Origin of the sequence: Thermolongibacillus altinsuensis, from assembly GCF_004341205.1 — a bacterium.
GTDB lineage: Bacteria > Bacillota > Bacilli > Bacillales > Anoxybacillaceae > Thermolongibacillus > Thermolongibacillus altinsuensis.
The window spans coordinates 107,127-128,426 of record NZ_SLUL01000005.1 but is presented as its reverse complement, the minus strand read 5'-3'; the positions used below and the strand labels follow the sequence as shown (position 1 = coordinate 128,426).

Below are 21,300 nucleotides of genomic sequence, written 5' to 3'. Positions count from 1 at the left end.
CTCTTTTTATTCATTCGCCATCCGTTCTAACGATTGTTTAATCGTCAAGGCCACATCTTTCGCCACCATTTCTCTTGCTTGACGAACCGCATGAAAAATAGCATGAGCATCGGAAGAGCCGTGCGCTTTAATGACAGGAGCCTTTAATCCAAAAAGAGCCGCTCCCCCGTATTCAGAGTAGTCCATTTTTTTCTTCAACTCGATTAATTGCGGCTTTAACATGGAGGCAGCGATTTTGCTCGTCCAACGGCTCGTAAGCGCGGACTTTAACATCGCAAAAAGCGAAATCGCTGTTCCTTCAATCGTTTTTAAAGCAACGTTTCCTGTAAAACCATCCGTCACAACGACATCGGCAACTCCTTCTAACAAATCACGCGCTTCAACATTGCCGATAAAATTGAGAGAGGACGATTTGATTAATTGGAACGCTTTTTTTGCTAATTCATTCCCTTTTTGATCTTCTGTCCCAACATTTAAAAGGGCCACGCGCGGATTGGAAATATGGCGAACACGCTCAGCATAAACAGCTCCCATGAGCGCGTATTGCAACAAATGTTCAGGACGCGCATCGACATTCGCACCGACATCTAACAATAAAAATCCTTCTCCTCCCACCGTTGGCAATGTTGGAGCTAAGGCTGGACGGTCAATCCCTTCAATTCTGCCGACGATGAAAAGCCCTGCGGCCATTAAAGCTCCTGTATTTCCTGCAGAAATACAAGCATCAGCTCGTCCTTCACTCACTTCTTTTGCCATTAAAACCATGGACGAATTTTTTTTTCGGCGCACTGCGCGAACAGGTTCGTCTGTTGCTTCAATGACTTCTTCTGTATGTACAATGTTGATTCGCTCATCTTTTGTTAAAAATGAGCGAATTTGTTGTTCATGACCAATGAGTGTAATTTCGATATCAGGAAATTGTTCGATCGCTTTTTGTGCTCCGATCACAACCTCTTTTGGTGCGTGATCTCCTCCCATGGCATCAATTGCTATTTTCATCGTTGCCTTCACCCTTTTTTGCTACGTTTGAACGATACATATGGAATTCTCCGAAAAAGACAAGTTCTTGTCCGACATAACTGTTTACTTCAACAATCGTTCGACCATTTTCATTCAGTTTTTTCACTTTCGCTTTTGCTACGACCCTTTCTCCTTCTTTTACAGGGCGCATAAAGCGAATGTTCGCTTTCGCTGTTAGCGCTAACTCATCATTGATCACAGCAACCGCTAGCGAGTTGGCTTGTGCAAACAAATGATGACCACGCGCAATTTGATTGCGTTTAAACACATGTTCTTTTTTAACATCAAAAATCGAAATTGCGCTATCATCGGGTTGAATGTCAATAATTTCTCCAATCACTTCTTCAATCGGCAAAGATTTGACCTTATCAGCGAACGTTTGCTTCGCGACGTTTTTAATTCGTTCGCGAAGTTCTGGTATCGATAATTCAAGGCGATCAAGGCGGATCGTTTGAATGCTGACAGAAAACTTTTCCGCTAGCTCTTCATCTGTAATGAATGGATTTTCTTCAATGGTCTCTTGCAACAATCTTTGCCGTTCACGTTTGTTTCGTCTCATTATCGATCCACCATCCAGTTTTATTACTAGGTACTAATAGTAGTATATAATTATAAAAGCTAGATTTCAAGATAAAATTCTTCTTTAATCTAATTTTTCTCCATGCAAAACGCCTGATTGCTCTAGATAACTGCGCAATAGCGCATATTCATCATCCCGCCAAAAAGCAGTCGATTGAATGAGCTTGGCTGCATCATCACGCGCCACTTCTAAAATGCGATAATCATGGACAACATCACCAAGACGGAATTCAGGCATTCCGCTTTGTTTTGTTCCGAAAAAGTCTCCTGGACCTCGCAGCTGCAAATCTTTTTCAGACAACACAAATCCATCATTCGTTTCCGTCATAATTCGCATTCGCTCTTTTCCTGTTTCGGACTTTGGATCCGCTACTAAAATACAGTAGGATTGCTCACTTCCGCGTCCGACCCGGCCGCGCAGCTGGTGAAGCTGCGCCAATCCAAAGCGATCCGCATCATAAATGACCATCACGGTTGCATTCGGCACATTCACTCCAACTTCAACGACCGTGGTCGATACTAAAATTTGGATTTCATTCGCACTGAACGCCCTCATCACTCGTTCCTTCTCTTCTGCGGAAAGACGTCCGTGCATAAGACCAATTCGATACTTTCCTTTGTAATAATGAGTCAACATGCTATGAACATCAATGGCGTTTTGGACGTCTAACTTTTCTGATTCTTCAATAAGCGGACAGATGACGTATGCTTGTCTTCCCTTTTCCACTTCTTTGGCGATGAAGTTAAGCACGCGTTCAAGCATATCATGTTTAACCCAATATGTTTCAATTTTTTTGCGTCCTTTTGGCATCTCATCGATGATCGAAACGTCCATTTCTCCAAATACGGTAATCGCCAACGTCCGCGGAATGGGTGTTGCCGTCATAAACAGCACATCCGGCGATTGCCCTTTTTCCCGCAAAATCCGGCGCTGTTCTACGCCAAACCGATGTTGTTCATCGGTAATCACGAGACCAAGCTTGTGAAAATTCACATCGTCTTGAATAAGCGCATGCGTGCCAATGACGATATCAACAGATCCAGAAGCAAGCTGTTCTAACAGTTCTTTTCTTTTTTTTCCTTTCACCGAGCTTGTTAACAATTCTACCGACACGTTCATTGGTTGCAGCAATTGTTTTAATGATTGCGCGTGTTGCTCGGCTAAAATTTCGGTCGGCACCATCAATGCCCCTTGGTAGCCTGACAAATAAGCAGCATAAAGGACAATAGCAGCAACAACCGTTTTTCCCGAACCGACATCGCCCTGCAAAAGGCGGTTCATTCGATAAGGAGATTTCATATCTTCAAGAATTTCATGCACGACCCGCTTTTGGGCATTCGTTAACGGAAACGGTAATGAATCAATAAACGCTTGCAGCTTTTCTGTCGAAAAAGAATGGGAAATACCTGCTGAGTGCTCTCGCTGAAATTTGCGCAATGCTTGCATTTTCAGTTGAAATAGCAAAAATTCTTCATAAACAAGCCGCCGTCGCGCCTGTTTGAGTTGTTCATGCGAAAGCGGCAAGTGAATGGCACGGAGCGCTTCTTTTTTCGACAACAACCGATATTTTTGCCGAATCGATAAAGGAAGCGGATCAACAATGGAATCGCTGTATTGCTGCAACGCCAGCGAAATAAACCTTCTCATTCCTTTCACCGTTATTTCGCCGCGCGTCGAATAAACAGGTTCGATTTCTTTTTTTGCGATCATCGTCCCGATTTTTAACTCTTGGACGGTGATCGTTTGACGATGTTGATCCCACTTCCCAGTAATCGTGATCGTATCGTGCAAAGAAAGTTTATTCTTTAAATAAGGTCGATTAAAGCAAACAGCCGTAATTAAATAGCGATCAACCAACACGCGAAACACCAGCCGCGATTTCTTGCGGCTATAGTACGTAAGGGAAGGCTCGCTATAAATTTTACCTGTTACGGTTATTTTCTCATCGTGCTTGGCCTCTTCCAAGTTGCACACACGATAATCTTCGTAGCGAAACGGAAAATGGTTCAATAAATCTTCAATCGTAACGATCCCCATCTCCCGTAACGCTTCAGCTGTTTCTTCCCCAATTCCTTTAATCGCTATGACCGATTGTTGCAAAACGTTACTCACCTTTGTTTAATGGCTTGCCGAAAATGCTCGCTTCTAGTCGGCGAGCGGTCGGCGTCGCCGCTAACCCTCCTTGTGCGGTTTCTTTTAATGCAACTGGCATCGTTTGTCCAATACGAAACATCGTTTCAATCACTTCATCGCAAGGAATGCGGCTTTTAATTCCAGCAAGCGCCATATCCGCTGCGATCATCGCATTTGCCGCACCAATGGCATTTCGTTTCACACACGGAACTTCAACAAGCCCCGCCACTGGATCACATACTAATCCTAGCATATTTTTTAACGCGATCGCCATCGCTTCGGCCGCTTGACTCGGCGTTCCTCCTGCCAATTCGACAAGGGCAGCCGCTGCCATCCCAGCCGCCGATCCGACCTCTGCTTGGCATCCTCCTGCCGCTCCAGAAATAGAAGCATTGTTGGCGACGACAAGCCCAAACGCTCCTGCTGTAAACAAAAACTCAATCATTTGCTCTCTTGTCGGGTTTAACTTTTCTTTTACAGCAAATAACGTTCCGGGTACAACTCCTGCCGAACCGGCTGTCGGTGTTGCGCAAATCGTTCCCATCGCAGCGTTTACTTCATTTGTCGCCATTGCTTTACTCACGGCATCTAAAATCGTCTCACCCGATAAAAACGCTCCTTTTTGAATGTATGCTTGTAAACGAAAGGCATCTCCCCCTGTTAACCCCGAGTGGGAATATACGCCTTCTAATCCTCTCGCAACGGCTTGTTCCATTACTTGCAAGTTACGATCCATTTGTTTCATCACGTCAGCACGGCTTCGTTCCGTTACTTCCATTTCTTGACGAATCATGACTTCAGCAATTTTAATGTTTTCCTTTTCCGCTATTTCTACTAATTGTGCAACATTTCGAAACATGTTCATTGCCCCCTTTGTTGGTCCGCACGCCAGCATTAATCCATAATTTTCGTTACTTCAATAATGTGAGGTAACGTTTTCAACTCATCAATAATCGATGAATCAATGTTTTGATCCACTTCAATCGTCATTAGCGCTTGTTTCCCTTTTTCTTTGCGAGATACTTCCATATGGCCTATGTTAATCGCATATTTTGCTAGCACATTCGCAACCGATGCAATCGCTCCGTACCGATCATTATGAACAACTAAAAGCGCTGGATGATGCCCTGAAAGTTTTAGTTCAAACCCATTTAATTCGGTAATTTCAATTTTTCCGCCGCCAATCGAAATGCCGACCAGTTCGAGTTCTCCTTTTTCATCGCCAAGGCGAATGCGCGCCGTATTTGGATGATTCGGAATCGCTTCTTCCTCTTGGAAAGTAATGTCAATCCCTTCTTCTTTTGCGATTTGCAATGATGTTTTAATTCGTTCATCAAACGTATCAAAATTAAGCAAACCGCCAACGATCGCCACATCTGTTCCATGTCCTTTATACGTTTTAGCAAACGATCCGTAAAAAGAAATGTGCGCCCACTTTGGTTTGCGGCCAAATAAGCTTCGCGCCACTTTGCCGATGCGTGCGGCTCCTCCTGTGTGCGAGCTAGATGGACCGATCATAATGGGGCCGATAATGTCAAAAACGCTTCGATATTTCATTTCCTATTCTCCCCTTTATTGCCTTTATTCATTAAAATAGAAGGGGAAATTCCCCTTCTACCAATCTACTTTCGTTATTCAATTGCAAAAATAAATGGATAAAGCGGCTGTCCACCAAAATGCGTTTCTACCTCGATATGCGGGAACTGAGATTCAACAAATTGAACAGCTTTTGTTACGTCTTCGTCGGTTGCTCCTTCTCCATAAATAATCGTTAAAATTTCATCTTCTTCCTCAATCATATGGGACAACAATGTTTGCACGACAGCCAATAAGTCTTTTTCGGATACAATAATTTTTCCGTCTGCAATGCCCATATAGTCATCTTTTGTAATTTCGACTCCATCGATGTTCGTATCACGCACAGCGAATGTCACTTGGCCTGTTTTAACATGAAGAAGAGCTTCCGTCATCGCTTGTTCGTTTTCTTCGCGCGAAGCGGACGGGTTGAACGCTAATAAAGCGGTCATGCCTTGTGGAACAGTTTTCGAAGGAATCACGACAACCTCGCATTCAGCAACTGACGCTGCTTGTTGCGCGGCCATGATAATATTTTTGTTGTTTGGCAAAACGAAAACTGTTTCCGCGTTCACTTCTTCAATCGCTTTGACGATATCTTCCGTGCTCGGATTCATCGTTTGGCCGCCTTCAATGACAGCGTGAGCTCCGATGCTTTTAAATAACCGCGCGACACCCTCGCCCATTGCGACGGTTACAATGCCATAACGTTCCTTTCTCTTTTCTTTTTTTGGAGCAGGAGCGGTTGATTCGTGAACAATGTTCGCATGCTGCTCGCGCATGTTTTCGATTTTAATGTTAATTAAACTTCCGTAACGTTGACCGTACGTTAACACTTCTCCTGGATGTTCTGCATGAATATGGACTTTAACTAAGTTTTCATCGGCAATGACAAGAAGAGAGTCGCCGAATTGACTTAAATCTTGACGAAACTTCTCTTCATGAAACGGATGTTTCGCTAATTTTTCTTGTTCAAACTTCACCATGAATTCCGTGCAATATCCAAATTCGATATCTTCTGTATCAATATGGCTTTGTGCGCTGCGATGGTGTTCCGTACGCACTAATTCTTCCATCGATGGCGTCTGGACATCAGAAACGGTTTCACCTTTTAACCCAGCAAGGAATCCTTCATAAACAAAAACCAATCCTTGTCCACCGCTATCGACAACCCCTACTTCTTTTAAAACAGGAAGTAATTGTGGTGTCCGTTGCAAAGAAGCTTTTGCCTCTTTCACAACCTCTTCCATGACAACGACGATATCCTCTTCTTTTTTCGCTACCGCAACCGCACGCTTCGCCGCGTCTTTTGCAACTGTCAAAATCGTCCCTTCTACCGGCTTCATGACCGCTTTGTATGCCGTCTGCACTCCTGCCTCTAATGCAGCAGCAAACTCTTTACTGTCAATTTCGCTTTTTTGTTCAACGGCTTTCGCAAAACCGCGAAATAATTGTGACAAAATAACCCCAGAGTTTCCGCGTGCACCCATTAATAATCCTTTTGCAAGGGCGCTTCCGACTTTCCCGATATGTTCAGAGACGTTATTTTTGACTTCTTTCGCACCTGACGTCATCGATAAATTCATATTGGTCCCTGTATCTCCATCCGGCACAGGGAAGACGTTAAGCGCATCGACCACTTTTGCATTGTTAGCTAAATGCGCAGCACCTTGCAAAACCATGTTTGCAAAGCGTTTCCCATCTAACGTTTTAATTGCCACAGACAGTTTCCTCCTCACTATGGGTTCGTAACGCGAACCCCTTGAACATAGATGTTGATCGATTGAACAGATAATCCTAGTGTTTTATCTAGCGTATATTTCACTTTTGTTTGCACATTGTGTGCGACTTCAGAAATTTTTGTACCGTAACTAACGATGACGTACATATCAATATGTACTTCATCATTTTCTTGACGAACAACGACCCCTTTTGAAAAGTTTTCACGTCTTAAAATTTCAGCGATGCCGTCTTTTAATTGATTTTTCGATGCCATTCCGACGATTCCGTAACAATCGACCGCTGCTCCACCAGCAATTGTAGCAATCACATCATTGCTGATTTCGACGCGTCCATATTTCGTTTGCAATTCAATGGACATAGTTCAGTTCCCCTTTCTTATTCACGTTGGCTAACGCCATTGTACTATACTCCGTTCATTTTTAAAAGCCATTCCCCCATCCATAGTATTATTTAGCCGAAATAAAAAATGAATGTCAAGGTTATTTTCTTGAAAGCTTTGATTTGAAGTATTGCAATCCTTTTTTATGTATGATAAATTATAGTAGTGTTTTTAGCACGTAGTTTGGCAAGTGAGGAGGGAAACAAAAATGGCAAAATGCTTTGTAACTGGTAAGAAAAAATCATTCGGAAACGCTCGTTCACACGCAATGAACGCTAGCCGCCGTACATGGAAAGCAAACCTTCAAAAAGTTCGCATTTTAGTAGACGGAAAACCAAAGCGCGTTTGGGTTTCTGCTCGTGCACTTAAATCTGGAAAAGTTCAACGCGTCTAATAAAAAAAGCACCAGTCGTTGGTGCTTTTTTTATCCCTTCTTGAACGAATTTAACATCGCACGAACAATGCCACCTAAAAACTTTGGCAACTTAATTGTATAAAATTTCACATCATTCCCTCCCCTAATGCATAACAATGGTTTTTATAAATATATTCATCTCCACGCAAATCGTGCCTAGAAGCCCTGCTTTTCATCCTTGCTTCTTATCATCATTAATATGCCTTCAGAAAAAGAAAAAGTACCAAAAGAATGGATGAGTTCATTACTAATGCATAATGTGGAACCAAGGGGAACGTCTTTTCTCGTTAATGGGTATTTAAATCCTTCGAGCGTTAATTCTTTAATAGGGGTAATCGGAATAAACGATACATATGTATATGAATCGCTTTGTTCAATGACATGCTCCCCTTTGCGATGAATGGTCACGATATTTTGCCGATCAATTAATTCAATCGCTCCATCGCTTCCTTTCATGATTGTTTGAATATTGCCAAACAAATGATCAAGCCGTCCTCCTGTCGCGCCAAATAGGCGAATTTTTTCTGGTTTTTGCGCCAACGCCCAATCGATCGCAATATCTGTATCGGTTTGATCTTTTTCTGACGGCCAAACGTCCAAATGCGGCACTCGCTCTTTTAACCATTGCAGCTCTTTTTCACTAATGGAATCAAAATCGCCAAATGCCCTTTTTGGCACAATTCCTGCTTTCAACAATTCAACGACGCCGCGATCAACCCCAACCCAACAGACGCCTTCATGATGATAGGCAAGCAAATTAGGAACAAATTCACTCGGTCCCCCAGCTAAAATATGAACGATCATCTTTTCACTCCCCATCTTCCTTTAATATGAAAAGAAGGATGTCCCAAAAGTTAAACTTTTGGAACACCCTCACGAATCAATTGAATCGCTTTTGCTCGATCGGCTTCGTTATAAATCGCTGAACCCGCCACAAGAACATTCGCTCCTGCCTCTACACAAAGCCTTGCCGTTTCACGATTAATTCCGCCATCGACTTCAATTTCGACAGGCACATTTTTTTCTTTGACAAGTTGTGCCACTTGCCGAATTTTTGGCAACACAGCAGGAATGAATGCTTGTCCTCCAAATCCCGGGTTCACCGTCATTAAAAGCACTAAATCAACATCTTCAATAATATGTTCAATCATGGAAACCGGTGTATGCGGATTTAACACGACTCCTGCCTTAACACCATGTTCTTTAATAAGATGAATCGTCCGATGTAAATGCGGGCACGCCTCAACATGTACAGATAAATAGTCGGCACCCGCTTTCGCAAATACCGGGATGTAACGATCCGGCTCCTCAATCATTAAGTGAACATCGAGCGGCAACGAGGTAAGCGGACGAATCGCTTCAACAATGAGCGGACCGATTGTAATATTTGGGACAAAATGTCCATCCATTACGTCGACATGAATGTAATCCGCTCCCCCGCGTTCCACATCTAAAATTTCTTCACCAAGCTTCGCAAAATTGGCTGATAAAATCGAAGGCGCAATTTTAACCATGTTTTAATACCTCGGCTTTCTCTCTTTAATTTCTTCCATAAAACTTACATAATGTTTGTAGCGATAAGAAGGAATTTCGTTGTTTTCGAGAGCCGCTTTGACCGCACATTTCGGCTCAGCCATATGCATACATCCCCGAAATTTGCACTCGTCACTAAGCGCGCGAAATTCAGGGAAACAAAGCGGCAAATCTTCCGCTTCTAAGTCGATAAATTCTAACGAACTAAACCCTGGCGTATCCGCCACTAATCCGCCACCAATTTCAATTAACTCAACATGTCTTGTTGTATGTTTTCCTCGCCCTAAATGGGTGGAAATATCCCCTGTTTTCAGATGTAAATCAGGTCGTAGCGCATTCAATAAAGAAGATTTTCCTACGCCTGACTGTCCAGCAAAAACGGACGTTTTTCCTTTTAAGTACGGAAGCAATTGATCAATTCCCTGTTTCGTTGTGATCGATGTTTCAATCACATCATAGCCAATGCGGCGATAATCAGAAATGTAACGTTCAATGATCGGCTTTGTCTCATCATCGATTAAATCCATTTTGCTAATCACAATCACTGGACGAATATTTTTTGATTCAATTAAAACGAGAAAACGATCTAAAAGAACCGAGCTAAAATCAGGTTCGACCGCCGAAAAAACAAGAATCGCTTGATCAACATTGGCAATCGGCGGACGAATCAATTCATTTTTTCGTTCAAACACTTCCAAAATATAGCCCTCTCGTTCATTTTGCGCTTCGAAAGACACGTAATCACCGACAAGAGGGGTTACTTTTTGTTTACGAAATAATCCTCGACCGCGACATTGGAATACTTTACCGTCGCTTAATACATAATAAAAACCGCTTAAAGCTTTAATAATTTTTCCTTCTGTCATAGCCTCACTCCTTTATCGTTATTATAGTATCATTAAGGTGTAGTTGGATAAGGAACAATTCCTTCACGAACAACCGTTCCGTTCACAACAACGCGGTAACGCCCTTTATTTCCTTGCTTGATTATAAATTCTACTCGCTCTTTTACACTGCTCGTAAGCCGATACGTTTTATAAGGAGTTGCGAAATCATGATTTTCATCTTCAATATACAATTCCGCTGTCAACGGTTCCCCTTCCACTGTCGGCTCGTAAGGAATATCGATTTCTTGAACCACTTTTTTCGTCGAAACCGGTTCCTTTCCAAGAGAAATGACAACTGTGATCGTTGAACCTTTGTCCAATCTCGCATTCGCTTGCGGCGTTTGTGAAATAACTAACCCTTTTTCAACCGTATCGGAATATTGTTGCTTAACAATGACATACAACTGCTGATCTGCCGCATAATCTCTAACACTTTTTTCTGTGTAGCCTGTTAAATCCTTTAAAATAATTTTTTCAGGTCCCATGCTTACGGTAAACAACACTTCTGTTTCTTCTGGAACGACCATTTCACCCGGGGATGGAATTTGATCAATAATCGTTCCAGGTGGTTCGTCGCTGTAGATTTCTTTTTTATCGATCAGTAAATAATTTTGTTTTTGCAATACCGATTCTACATCGTGAATGTTTTGGCCGATGTAGTTATCAAATGATACTTTTTTCTTCCCGATGCTTTTGTAAATCGTAATCGCTGTTCCCTTTTTTACCATTTCTCCCGCTTCAGGCTTTGTGCGAATCACTTTCCCCTCAGGGATTTCATTATTTTCTAAATTCATCGTATCTTTAATTTCAAATCCTAACGAAGCTAAATTGGTAACAGCTTCGTCGTAATCTTGATTCGTTACATCTGGAACAGCAACATCTTTTGGGAAGAAGAGCGCTGGAATCCAAGTGACTGCGCTGATGCCAGCAACGGCAAAAAGAATCGATACTCCAATCAGCCATCGAATCCATTTTTTTTGACGCCGTTCTTTTTTGACAGGAACAGCCTCTTGCGGCTGTGACTGCACTTTTTCTTGTTTAATAATCGGTACAATTTTTGTTTCTTCGTCATCTTCGCTAGGAATGACAAATTTTTCTTCATGAAGCCGTTCAGGTAACAGGGCCGTACGAATATCTTCTTGCATTTCCGAAACGCTTTCATAGCGATGAAGCGGATTTTTAGCTGTCGCTCTTAACACAATGTTTTCAACACTTTGTGGAATGTTTGGATTCCATTGTCGCAACGATGGGGTATCCGCCTGCAAATGTTTTAGCACAATAGATACAGCCGATTCGCCAGAAAAAGGCAATCGACCAGTCAAAAGTTCGAACATGACAATTCCAAGCGAGTAAATATCCGTTTTTTCTGTTGCGATTCCCCCTCTTGCTTGCTCAGGGGATAAATAATGAACGGAGCCAAGAACTGAATTCGTTTGTGTAATCGTCGTAGAACTTAAAGCAACCGCAATCCCAAAATCGGTCACTTTTACCGTTCCGTCTTCATTAATTAAAATATTTTGCGGCTTTATATCGCGATGAACAATTCGATTTTGATGGGCATGGGCGATCGCTCCTGTTAATTGTTCCATAATGCGCAACACTTCTGAAACAGTTAAAGGAGCGTGTTGTTGAATGTATTGCTTTAACGTGCAACCGCGCACATATTCCATAACGATATAATAGATTCCTTCGTCTTCACCGACATCGTAAATGCTGACGATGTTTTCGTGATTGAGGCTCGTTGCCGCCTGTGCTTCGCGACGAAATCGTTTAATAAACTGTTCGTCATTTACAAAATCTAAACGCAGCACTTTAATGGCGACATCTCGCTCTAAAATCATGTCATTTGCTAAATATACGTTGGCCATTCCTCCGCCGCCGATGAGCTGCAAAATTTTGTAGCGGCCGTTTAATCGTTTGCCGATGAGCACGAACGATCACCCACTTTCACATTCAAATGAAAATTGCACGATCGCTAACGTAATATTGTCTTCTCCCCCATATTCATTAGCTAAATCAATGAGCGTTTGCGCTTTCGCTTCTAGCGGTTGCTCTGAAGTTAAAACATCGACCATGGTTTGCTCAGAAACTTTATTCGACAATCCATCTGAGCAAAGAAGCAATACATCGCCTTCTTCTACCGTCACGGTTTTTACGTCTAATTGAATCGTTTGCTCCGTGCCAAGCGCTCGCAGCAAAACGTTTTTACGCGGGTGGTGTTCCGCATCTTTCTTCGAAATTTGTCCTGTTTTAACAAGTTCATTGACGAGAGAATGATCTTCGGTCATTTGCTGAAAACCGTTGGCATTTAACAAATAGCAACGGCTGTCTCCGATGTGGCCAATCGTTGCGAATTGTTTTGTGCAAATGGCCGTAACCAACGTTGTTCCCATTCCTTGACACTCATCGTTGGCTAGTGAATGTTGAAACAACAATTCATTTACTTTCATTACATGTTCTTTCAGCCATTTTTCCGCCACTTCAGGCGAAGAAATGCTCGACGTTTTCTCCCAAAATTCCTTTAATTGTGTAATGGTCATCTCGCTCGCTACATCTCCTGCAAGATGCCCTCCCATTCCATCAGCAACGATTGCCAAATAATCCCCATCTTGATTAACAAAAACCCCACCGTTGTCTTCATTATGAGGTCGAAGCTTTCCAACATCGGTTTGAAATACCGCTTTCATTTTTTCACCTCATCTCTTCTTTGCGCTCCTTTGCACGCAGTTGACCGCATGCTGCATCAATATCATGACCTTGTTCGCGGCGAATGGTTACGTTAATTCCATGTTTTTTCAATGCTCGTTCAAAGGCAAAAATTTGATCGCGCGGCGTGCGAACATAATTGCGCTCAGGCACATAGTTAACAGGAATTAAGTTGACATGGCACTTTAATCCTTTAATTAACTGTGCCAATTGCTCTGCATGCTCAATTTGATCATTTACACCGCCGAATAAACCATATTCAAACGTAACGCGTCGCCCTGTCTTTTCAATGTAGTAGCGAACGGCTTCCATTAAATCTGGAAGTTTATATGCACGATTGATTGGCATTAGTTTTGTGCGCAGTTCTGTCGTTGGGGCATGAAGCGAAATCGCAAAGTTAATTTGCATATTTTCATCAGCAAACTGATAAATTTTAGGAATAATTCCGCTCGTTGAAACCGTAATATGACGGGCGCCGATCTGTAATCCTTTTGGATGGTTGACAATTTTAAGGAATTTTATAAGCTCATCATAATTATCGAACGGTTCGCCAATTCCCATGACGACAATGCTGCTCACTCGTTCACCGACTTCATCAAGCGCCTTTTGCACTTTAACGACTTGAGCGACAATTTCTCCAGCCTCTAAATTTCGTTTTAATCCTCCGAGTGTCGATGCGCAAAACGTACAGCCGATTCGGCAACCAACTTGTGTCGTTACACAAATCGAATTTCCATAATTATGTCTCATTAATACCGTTTCGATTGAATAACCATCGTGAAGTTCAAATAGAAACTTCATCGTCCCATCTTTTGATGTTTGTTGCACAAGTGTCTTTAATGTTGTGATGACAAATGTTTCTTCAAGTCGTTCGCGCAATGATTTGGGCAAGTTCGTCATGTCCGCAAACGATGTGACCCTTTTTTTGTACAGCCATTCAAAAATTTGTGTAGCGCGAAACGGCTTTTCTCCTTGTTCTTGTAACCATGCCTGCAAATCTTCAAAGCGCATCGAATAAATCGATCGTTTCATGTTATTCACCTTTCTTTCGCAATGATGCAATAAAAAATCCGTCAGAATAAAAATAATGCGGCAACAACTGCAATTGTCCATTATGAACGTAGCGCTGGACAGGCGCTGGCAAGCGGCTTTCGAGCGTAGGATCGAGTTCAAACTGCGGATGAGTGGCTAAAAATTGCGCGATCACACGTTCATTTTCAGCGCGGTCAATCGTACATGTGCTATATACTAATGTGCCGCCTTTTTTCAACAGCGGCGCAACCGCGCTTAAAATGTCAAGTTGAATGGACGCGAGCTGCTCAATATCTTCTTCTTTTTTATTATATTTAATTTCCGGCTTGCGGCGGATCACACCCAATCCAGAACAAGGAGCATCCACTAAAATTTTATCAAAACTTTCTTCAGAAAAACGAGCGCCAACGTCGCGACTATCCATTTGCATCGCTTCCACATTGGAAAGATTTAAGCGCTCCGCTTGCTCTTTGATCAGTTTGACTTTATGTTCGTGAAGATCAAGGGCAATCACTTGCCCTGTATTTCGCAACAATTCGGCAATATGCGTCGTCTTTCCGCCTGGAGCCGCACAGCTATCTAGAACGCGATCTCCTTCATGAACGCCTAGCGCATACCCAACAAGCATCGAGCTTTCATCTTGAATGGTGAGCAATCCTTCACGAAATGCTTTTGTCCGTGCCGCATTCCCTTTTAAAATCTTAATTCCCGCATCGACCACGTTGGATGGAACAGCTTCGATCCCTTCTTCTTTTAACATCGTTAACACTTCAGCCACCGTTGTTTTCCATGTATTGACACGCGCCGTTTGCTCAGGAGGAAGCAAATTTGCTTCGCACATTTTTTTGGTTTCTTCCATCCCGAATTGTTCGACCCAACGTTGAACGAGCCAGCGGGGATGGCTTGTCGCGATGGATAAGCGCTCAACTTCATTGCGAATGCGTTCAAGGGAAGGAACTCCTTGACGTTGAATGGAGCGAAGCACCCCGTTCACCATCGATGCAATTCCTTTATGGCCGCGCTTTTTTGCAATTTCAACGGCTTCAAATAAAATCGCCCGATCAGGAATACGATCTAAATAGATCATTTGATACAGCGAAAGGCGCAACAAAATATGAACCCATCGCTCAAGCTTTTTTGTTTTCATAAATGGTTTTAAATAATAGTCAAGCGTATCGCGGCGCTGAATCGTCCCGTACACAATTTCCGTTAATAATGCGACATCTTTCGAAGATAAAGAATTTGTTTCGATCGCTTTATTTAGCAATAAATTACTGTACGCTTCACGTTCCTCGATCGCCAAAAGAACATCAAGCGCCAATTTCCGTACATTCGCTTTATTCATGTTCATCCCCTAACATTGTTCCAATTTGCACCGTCGCTCCGCGCAAAAATTCAGTCGCTGTCATTTTTCTTTTTCCGGCTGGTTGTAACTCCGTAATTTTGATCGCTGTTTCATTTCCTGTCGCAACAATGATGCCATCTTCTTCAACAGCAATAATGGTTCCCGGCCGTGCCGAATGAGGCATGGCTACTTTTTCGCCCCACCAAATTTTCCACACATGCCCTTGCAGCGTTGTATAAGCAACAGGCCACGGATTCATGCCGCGAATATGGTTATAAATTTCTTCCCCGCTTTTGGACCAATCAATCTTTTCTTGCTCTCGCTTAATGTTATAGGCGAATGTCGCTTTTGTTTCATCTTGTTTCACAGGTGTAATGTTTCCAGAGAGCAAAAGAGGGATCGTTTCGGAAAGCAATTTTGCTCCCGCTTCGCTTAGCTTATCATGCAAGGTTCCGACTGTATCTCGCTCGTCAATCGGCACTTCCACTTGCGTCAAAATATCGCCGGCATCGAGCTGTTCCACCATGTACATAATGGTAATCCCTGTCTTTTCTTTTCCTTGCAAGATGGCGTAATGAATAGGTGCACCGCCGCGCAACTCTGGCAATAATGAAGCGTGAACGTTAATGCAGCCATATTTCGGTGCATCTAATAACGCTTTCGGCAAAATTTGCCCAAATGCCGCTGTAACAATTAAATCGGGCTGCAAGGCAATCACTTGTTCATATTGCTCTTTTTCACGAATTTTCGTTGGCTGCAACACAGGAATTCCGTATTGCTCCGCCTTTACTTTGACCGGCGGAGGCGTCAATTGCTGTTTTCTTCCTTTCGGCTTATCCGGTTGCGTCACGACTCCCACGACATTGTAGCCATCTTTCACTAGCTGCTCAAGAATCGGAACGGCAAAGTCTGGTGTACCCATAAACACAATTCTTGTCATCGATCCTACCTACCCTTCTAACTCTCCATCTTCATAATAACGAATCACTTTTGTCGTAAATAAAATTCCTTGTAAATGATCGATTTCATGCTGTAACGCTCGAGCTAAAAACCCGTTCGCTTCAAGCGTATATGTACGGCCACGGCGATTTTGCGCACGCACCTTTACATAATCGGCGCGCTTTACCTCTCCAAAAAGCCCTGGAAAGCTTAAACATCCTTCTGGACCGATTTGTTCGCCGCGCGCTTCAATGATCACAGGATTAATCAATTCAATTCGCCCATGGCGATCGCCAATATCGACAATCGCAATTTGTTGATCAATGCCGACTTGCGGGGCGGCTAATCCCACCCCATCGGCGGCGATCATCGTATCATACATGTCATTTAACAGTTTGACAAGCTGACGATCAAAGGTTGTTACTTTTTTACAAGGTGTTTCTAAAATAGGAGCTGGATATTTCACAATTTCTAATATAGCCAATGCACGTTCCTCCAATTTACATCATCATATATGGATTTAAATCAATCGTAATCGTTAATTCGCCTCTGTTTATCTCTTGTTGATAATGGTCAACAATTTTTCGCAAAACAGATGAAAAGTTTGGTTCTCGTTTGTATTTTATCATGCATTGATAACGATATCTATCGTTCATCCGCGCAATCGGAGAAGCAACTGGGCCAAGAATGATCGCTTGAGACGATAATTGCTTTTGTAAATAGTGGACAATTTTATCCGTAATGGCCACCGCTTTCGTTGCTTCCGGATGCGAAACGGTGATCAGCGTTAAATAGTAAAATGGCGGATAGCCATGCTTTTTACGGATCAGCATCTCTCGCTCATAAAACGTTTCGTAGTCATGTTTAGCCGCTAGCTCAATGCTGTAATGGTCAGGGGTATAGGTTTGAATGACCACTTCTCCCGGAAGCTGATGACGTCCTGCTCTTCCGCTTACTTGCGTCAATAATTGAAACGTTTTTTCGGCCGAACGAAAGTCGGGAAGATAAAGCATCGTATCGGCTGCCAACACGCCGACTAATGTCACCTTTGGAAAATCCAATCCTTTGGCAATCATTTGTGTCCCTAATAAAATATCAGCTTTTCCTTCGCCGAATTCATTTAACAGACGTTCGTGCGCCCCTTTTCGGCTCGTCGTGTCAACATCCATCCGAATGACGCGCGCCTCCGGTAACAGCTTTCCTAGCTCTTCCTCTACCTTTTGCGTACCCGTGCCAAAAAAACGAATATGTTCACTTTCGCAAGACGGACAGCGATGCAAAACCGCTTGTTCATATCCGCAATAATGGCATTTCAATCGTTGCTGAACGCGATGATACGTCAGCGAAATATCGCAATGCGGGCATTGAATGACATGTCCGCAATCGCGACACATCACAAACGAAGAATACCCGCGGCGATTTAAAAACAAAACGGATTGCTCCCCTTTTTCGAGTCGATCTTTTAATTTTTCAAATAAAAGGCGCGAAAACATGGAACGATTTCCGGCGCGCAATTCTTCACGCATATCAACAATGTCAACCGGCGGCAGCGCTTTGTCATTCATCCTCTTTTTTAAGGTTAATTGCTTATATACCCCTTTTTTGGCGCGCGCAAACGACTCGAGCGAAGGGGTCGCGCTGCCAAGAACAACAGGGCAGCGATGATAACGACCGCGAAAAATAGCCACATCGCGCGCATGATAACGAGGATTTTCTTCCTGTTTATAGCTCGTTTCATGCTCCTCATCAATAATAATGATGCCAAGATTTTCAAATGGAGCAAAAATGGCTGAGCGCGCTCCAACGACAAGCTGCACTTCTTTTCGCTGAATTTTGCGCCATTCATCATATTTTTCACCGAGCGATAATCCGCTATGAAGCACCGCTACTTTTGAACCAAATCGCCCTTTAAACCGCTTCACCATTTGCGGAGTAAGCGAAATCTCTGGAACGAGAACAATCGCTTCTTTTCCTTGTTTTAAGACCGCATCAATCGTCTGCATATATACTTCCGTTTTTCCGCTTCCGGTCACACCGTACATTAAAAAAACATCATGTTCTCCTTTTTCAATGCCTGCTAAAATTGGAGCAATCGCTCGCTGCTGATCTTCGGTAAGCGGAAGAGGAGACGTTTTGGCGAATGTTCGATCGGCAAACGGATCTCGATATACTTCGATTTCTTTTTCAACGACCAACTTTTTTTGCACGAGCGATTTAATGGCGGATAAAGAGCTGTTTGTTTCTTCAAGAAGCTGTTTCAACGGAAAAGAAGGGCCATTCTCAAGCAGAAATTGCAAAATTTCTTTTTGCTTAACCGCTTGAGCCGACAAACGGCTCATCGCTTCCATCGTTTGTTCAGCCGTTGATGTTAATTCCACCCATTTGGCTGTTTTTTTCTTCCCCTTCTCTTCGACACGATAAACGACTTCCAAATGCCCTTTCGCGATTTCTTTTTGCAACAGCGGCAGCAGAGATGTATGTTCAATTTCGCGCCAAGAAACCACCGTTCTGTCGCCAAAAAATAAGCGCACATCTTCATGAAGATGATCGATTCGTTCTTGAATGAGATGAATTTCCTTCTCATATTTTGCTTTCATTGCGGCTGGCAGCATCGCTTGCAATGCCGAAATCATAAAACAGAGCGTCGTCTCTGTTAGCCATTTTCCTAATTGCAATAATTCTTCATTTAATACAGGGGCGACATCCAGCAACGAATGAATCGGCTTGAGCTTTTCAACCTCTGTATCGGATTTGGTGTCAATGACAAATCCTTGAAGCAATCTTGTCCCAAACGGAACGATGACGCGCATGCCGGCTTGAACAACATCTTCCCATTCGTCTGGAACCAAATAATCAAACGGCCGATCGGTTTGGCGCGTCGGTATATCGACAATGACAGATGCTACTTTCATACAATCGCCTCAAGCTCACGACAAATTTCGAGCAAAATTTCTTTCGCCACTTCCGATTTTGGTAATAGCGGCAACTCTTTTTTAGAACCGTCTCGTTTAAATAGCGTAACGATATTTGTATCCGTGCCGAATCCCGCCCCTGCTTGAACAACATTGTTCGCAACAATCATATCGGCATTTTTGCTTTCTAGCTTATTTTTTGCATAACGCTCCACATCGTTTGTTTCGGCAGCAAAACCGACTAAAAACTGTTTTGTTTTTTGTTCACCTAGCGCTTTTAAAATATCGACCGTTCGCTCCATCACAATGGTATAGTCACCCGGCTGTTTTTTAATCTTATCTTTCGCTACATACTTTGGTCTGTAATCAGCAACGGCCGCCGTTTTAATGACGATATCACTATCATGAAAATAGTTCATCACTTCCTCATACATTTCTTGAGCGCTTTCGATGCGAATCGTCTTTACTCCATGCGGATCAGGCAAAGAAGTTGGGCCTGAAATTAATGTGACGTCCGCGCCAAAAGCAAAGGCGGCTTCGGCGATCGCATATCCCATTTTCCCTGTTGAATGATTGCTGAAAAAGCGCACCGGATCCAGTTTTTCGCGAGTTGGTCCAGCGGTTACAAGCACTTTTTTCCCTTTTAATAATGATCCATTGGCAAAATGTTGTTCCAACAAAGCAACGATCGTTTCAGGTTCCTCTAGTCTCCCTTTGCCAACATATCCGCATGCTAACAATCCTTCTGCTGGCTCAATAAATCGATAACCAAAGGACATTAATTTTTTCATATTTTCTTGAACGGCAGGATGATCATACATATGAACATTCATCGCCGGGGCAATCCAAATCGGGGCTTTCGTTGCTAATAGCGTCGTCGTAAGCATGTTATCTGCAATCCCATTTGCTAACTTCCCAATCGTATTGGCTGTCGCAGGAGCCACTAAAACGAGGTCGGCCCAATCGGCTAAATCGATATGGGCAATCACATTTGGTTTTTTCTCGTCAAACGTATCGACATATACTTCATTTTTTGATAACGCTTGAAACGTCAGCGGCGTCACAAAATGACACGCCGCTTCGCTCATAATGACTTTTACATTTGCTCCTGCTTGGACAAGTTTGCTCGTTAACGCTGCCGCTTTATAAACGGCGATTCCGCCTGTCACGCATAATAAAACGTTTTTTCCCTTTACCATGGCTATAGTCCCCCTGATTTGACTTTGTAAAAAAATAACAACCTAAAAGATTAGGTTGTCATGTTCAGCTTATTCGGCTTCATCTTCTCTGCCGACTTCAATGTGGCCAGCCGCAATTTCCTCTAATGCCTTTCCAACAAACTTTTTCGATACTGGTTTTTCAATCGTTAAATCATCTTTCTCTTGAAGTTGACGGGCACGTTTTGCTGCGACCGTCACAAGCGTATATTTTGAATCTAACTTTTGCATTAATAAGTCGATAGAAGGATATAACATCTTTCACTCAACCTCCAACATTTTTTTGTATCGACATGCGACTCGTTCGCGGCGGCAATGTTCAGCCATCACGATCGCTTTAATTCGTTCACAAGCGAGTTCAACTCGATCATTTTCCACAACATAATCGTATGCATCCATCATTTCGAGCTCTTCCCTAGCTGCTCTTAAACGATCGCGGATGAGCTCTTCAGACTCTGTGCCGCGCATCTCAATGCGCTTTCTCAACTCGCTTAAGCTAGGAGGGGCGAGAAAAATAAACAATCCTTCTGGAAATACTTTACGAACTTGAAGCGCACCTTGCACTTCAATTTCTAGAAATACATCTTTTCCTTCTTGCAATGTTTTTTCGACATAATCGATCGGCGTTCCATAATAGTTGCCAACATACTCAGCCCATTCAAGCAACTTATTCTCGCGGATCATTTGCTCAAATTCTTCGCGCGTTTTGAAGAAGTAATCAACTCCGTCTACTTCTCCTTCGCGCGGTTTTCTTGTTGTCACTGAAATCGAGTATTGTAAGTTAATATCTGGCTGTGAAAATAACGCTTTGCGAACTGTTCCTTTTCCTACTCCAGATGGACCAGATAAAACAATTAATAAACCTCTCTCGCTCACCAACAATC

22 protein-coding genes are annotated in these 21,300 nt (G+C 42.9%); 1 reads left to right on the top strand and 21 read right to left on the bottom strand.

The window, feature by feature from the left end; all coding sequences use genetic code 11:
• Positions 1-6 precede the first annotated feature (6 nt).
• From plsX to EDD69_RS06245, 7 genes are all read right to left on the bottom strand, one after another.
• The gene (gene plsX / locus EDD69_RS06275) at positions 7-999 is read right to left on the bottom strand and encodes a phosphate acyltransferase PlsX (RefSeq protein ID WP_132948107.1); all 993 of its coding nucleotides are present in this window, start codon (positions 997-999) and stop codon (positions 7-9) included.
• Positions 983-1,579 (bottom strand): transcription factor FapR, encoded by a 597-nt coding sequence (fapR, locus tag EDD69_RS06270; RefSeq protein ID WP_132948106.1) that lies wholly within the window; start codon positions 1,577-1,579, stop codon positions 983-985. The genes plsX and fapR overlap by 17 nt, the downstream gene beginning before the upstream one ends.
• 84 nt (positions 1,580-1,663) lie before the next feature.
• Complete coding sequence (recG, locus tag EDD69_RS06265) at positions 1,664-3,712, bottom strand: ATP-dependent DNA helicase RecG (RefSeq protein ID WP_132948105.1); 2,049 nt, start codon at positions 3,710-3,712, stop codon at positions 1,664-1,666.
• Entirely contained in the window at positions 3,705-4,592 is an 888-nt protein-coding gene (gene sdaAA / locus EDD69_RS06260; protein ID WP_132948104.1) for an L-serine ammonia-lyase, iron-sulfur-dependent, subunit alpha, read from the bottom strand. The genes recG and sdaAA overlap by 8 nt, the downstream gene beginning before the upstream one ends.
• A gap of 35 nt (positions 4,593-4,627) precedes the next feature.
• Positions 4,628-5,290, bottom strand: coding sequence for an L-serine ammonia-lyase, iron-sulfur-dependent subunit beta (gene sdaAB / locus EDD69_RS06255; RefSeq protein WP_132948103.1), 663 nt, complete (start codon positions 5,288-5,290; stop codon positions 4,628-4,630).
• A gap of 74 nt (positions 5,291-5,364) precedes the next feature.
• Positions 5,365-7,029 (bottom strand): DAK2 domain-containing protein, encoded by a 1,665-nt coding sequence (locus EDD69_RS06250; RefSeq protein WP_132948102.1) that lies wholly within the window; start codon positions 7,027-7,029, stop codon positions 5,365-5,367.
• A gap of 17 nt (positions 7,030-7,046) precedes the next feature.
• Positions 7,047-7,409 (bottom strand): Asp23/Gls24 family envelope stress response protein, encoded by a 363-nt coding sequence (locus EDD69_RS06245; protein WP_132948101.1) that lies wholly within the window; start codon positions 7,407-7,409, stop codon positions 7,047-7,049.
• 229 nt (positions 7,410-7,638) lie between these two features.
• Between EDD69_RS06245 and rpmB the strand changes: the two genes are divergently transcribed.
• On the top strand, positions 7,639-7,824 hold the full coding sequence (rpmB, locus tag EDD69_RS06240; protein WP_132948100.1) for a 50S ribosomal protein L28: 186 nt from the start codon (positions 7,639-7,641) through the stop codon (positions 7,822-7,824).
• Between the two features lie 30 nt (positions 7,825-7,854).
• Here rpmB and spoVM read toward each other — a convergent pair whose 3' ends face one another.
• From spoVM to gmk, 14 genes are all read right to left on the bottom strand, one after another.
• Positions 7,855-7,935: a stage V sporulation protein SpoVM gene (spoVM, locus tag EDD69_RS06235; RefSeq protein WP_003394991.1), complete on the bottom strand. Its 81-nt coding sequence runs from the start codon at positions 7,933-7,935 to the stop codon at positions 7,855-7,857.
• 66 nt (positions 7,936-8,001) lie between these two features.
• Positions 8,002-8,649, bottom strand: coding sequence for a thiamine diphosphokinase (locus tag EDD69_RS06230; RefSeq protein ID WP_132948099.1), 648 nt, complete (start codon positions 8,647-8,649; stop codon positions 8,002-8,004).
• A gap of 50 nt (positions 8,650-8,699) precedes the next feature.
• Positions 8,700-9,359 (bottom strand): ribulose-phosphate 3-epimerase, encoded by a 660-nt coding sequence (gene rpe / locus EDD69_RS06225; protein ID WP_132948098.1) that lies wholly within the window; start codon positions 9,357-9,359, stop codon positions 8,700-8,702.
• Between the two features lie 3 nt (positions 9,360-9,362).
• Positions 9,363-10,244, bottom strand: coding sequence for a ribosome small subunit-dependent GTPase A (gene rsgA / locus EDD69_RS06220; protein WP_132948097.1), 882 nt, complete (start codon positions 10,242-10,244; stop codon positions 9,363-9,365).
• A 32-nt stretch (positions 10,245-10,276) separates the two neighbouring features.
• Complete coding sequence (pknB, locus tag EDD69_RS06215) at positions 10,277-12,196, bottom strand: Stk1 family PASTA domain-containing Ser/Thr kinase (RefSeq protein WP_132948096.1); 1,920 nt, start codon at positions 12,194-12,196, stop codon at positions 10,277-10,279.
• A 6-nt stretch (positions 12,197-12,202) separates the two neighbouring features.
• On the bottom strand, positions 12,203-12,952 hold the full coding sequence (locus EDD69_RS06210; RefSeq protein ID WP_132948095.1) for a Stp1/IreP family PP2C-type Ser/Thr phosphatase: 750 nt from the start codon (positions 12,950-12,952) through the stop codon (positions 12,203-12,205).
• A 4-nt stretch (positions 12,953-12,956) separates the two neighbouring features.
• Positions 12,957-14,003 (bottom strand): dual-specificity RNA methyltransferase RlmN, encoded by a 1,047-nt coding sequence (rlmN, locus tag EDD69_RS06205; protein ID WP_132948094.1) that lies wholly within the window; start codon positions 14,001-14,003, stop codon positions 12,957-12,959.
• A 1-nt stretch (position 14,004) separates the two neighbouring features.
• On the bottom strand, positions 14,005-15,348 hold the full coding sequence (gene rsmB / locus EDD69_RS06200) for a 16S rRNA (cytosine(967)-C(5))-methyltransferase RsmB (RefSeq protein ID WP_132948093.1): 1,344 nt from the start codon (positions 15,346-15,348) through the stop codon (positions 14,005-14,007).
• Positions 15,341-16,288, bottom strand: coding sequence for a methionyl-tRNA formyltransferase (gene fmt / locus EDD69_RS06195; RefSeq protein WP_132948092.1), 948 nt, complete (start codon positions 16,286-16,288; stop codon positions 15,341-15,343). Before fmt ends, rsmB begins: the two co-directional genes overlap by 8 nt.
• 9 nt (positions 16,289-16,297) lie before the next feature.
• Complete coding sequence (gene def, locus EDD69_RS06190) at positions 16,298-16,771, bottom strand: peptide deformylase (protein WP_132948091.1); 474 nt, start codon at positions 16,769-16,771, stop codon at positions 16,298-16,300.
• A 16-nt stretch (positions 16,772-16,787) separates the two neighbouring features.
• Entirely contained in the window at positions 16,788-19,199 is a 2,412-nt protein-coding gene (gene priA / locus EDD69_RS06185) for a primosomal protein N' (RefSeq protein ID WP_132948090.1), read from the bottom strand.
• The gene (gene coaBC / locus EDD69_RS06180) at positions 19,196-20,398 is read right to left on the bottom strand and encodes a bifunctional phosphopantothenoylcysteine decarboxylase/phosphopantothenate--cysteine ligase CoaBC (protein ID WP_132948089.1); all 1,203 of its coding nucleotides are present in this window, start codon (positions 20,396-20,398) and stop codon (positions 19,196-19,198) included. The genes priA and coaBC overlap by 4 nt, the downstream gene beginning before the upstream one ends.
• Before the next feature lie 69 nt (positions 20,399-20,467).
• Positions 20,468-20,674, bottom strand: coding sequence for a DNA-directed RNA polymerase subunit omega (gene rpoZ, locus EDD69_RS06175; protein WP_132948088.1), 207 nt, complete (start codon positions 20,672-20,674; stop codon positions 20,468-20,470).
• 3 nt (positions 20,675-20,677) lie between these two features.
• On the bottom strand, positions 20,678-21,295 hold the full coding sequence (gmk, locus tag EDD69_RS06170; protein WP_207893256.1) for a guanylate kinase: 618 nt from the start codon (positions 21,293-21,295) through the stop codon (positions 20,678-20,680).
• Between the last annotated feature and the right edge of the window lie 5 nt (positions 21,296-21,300).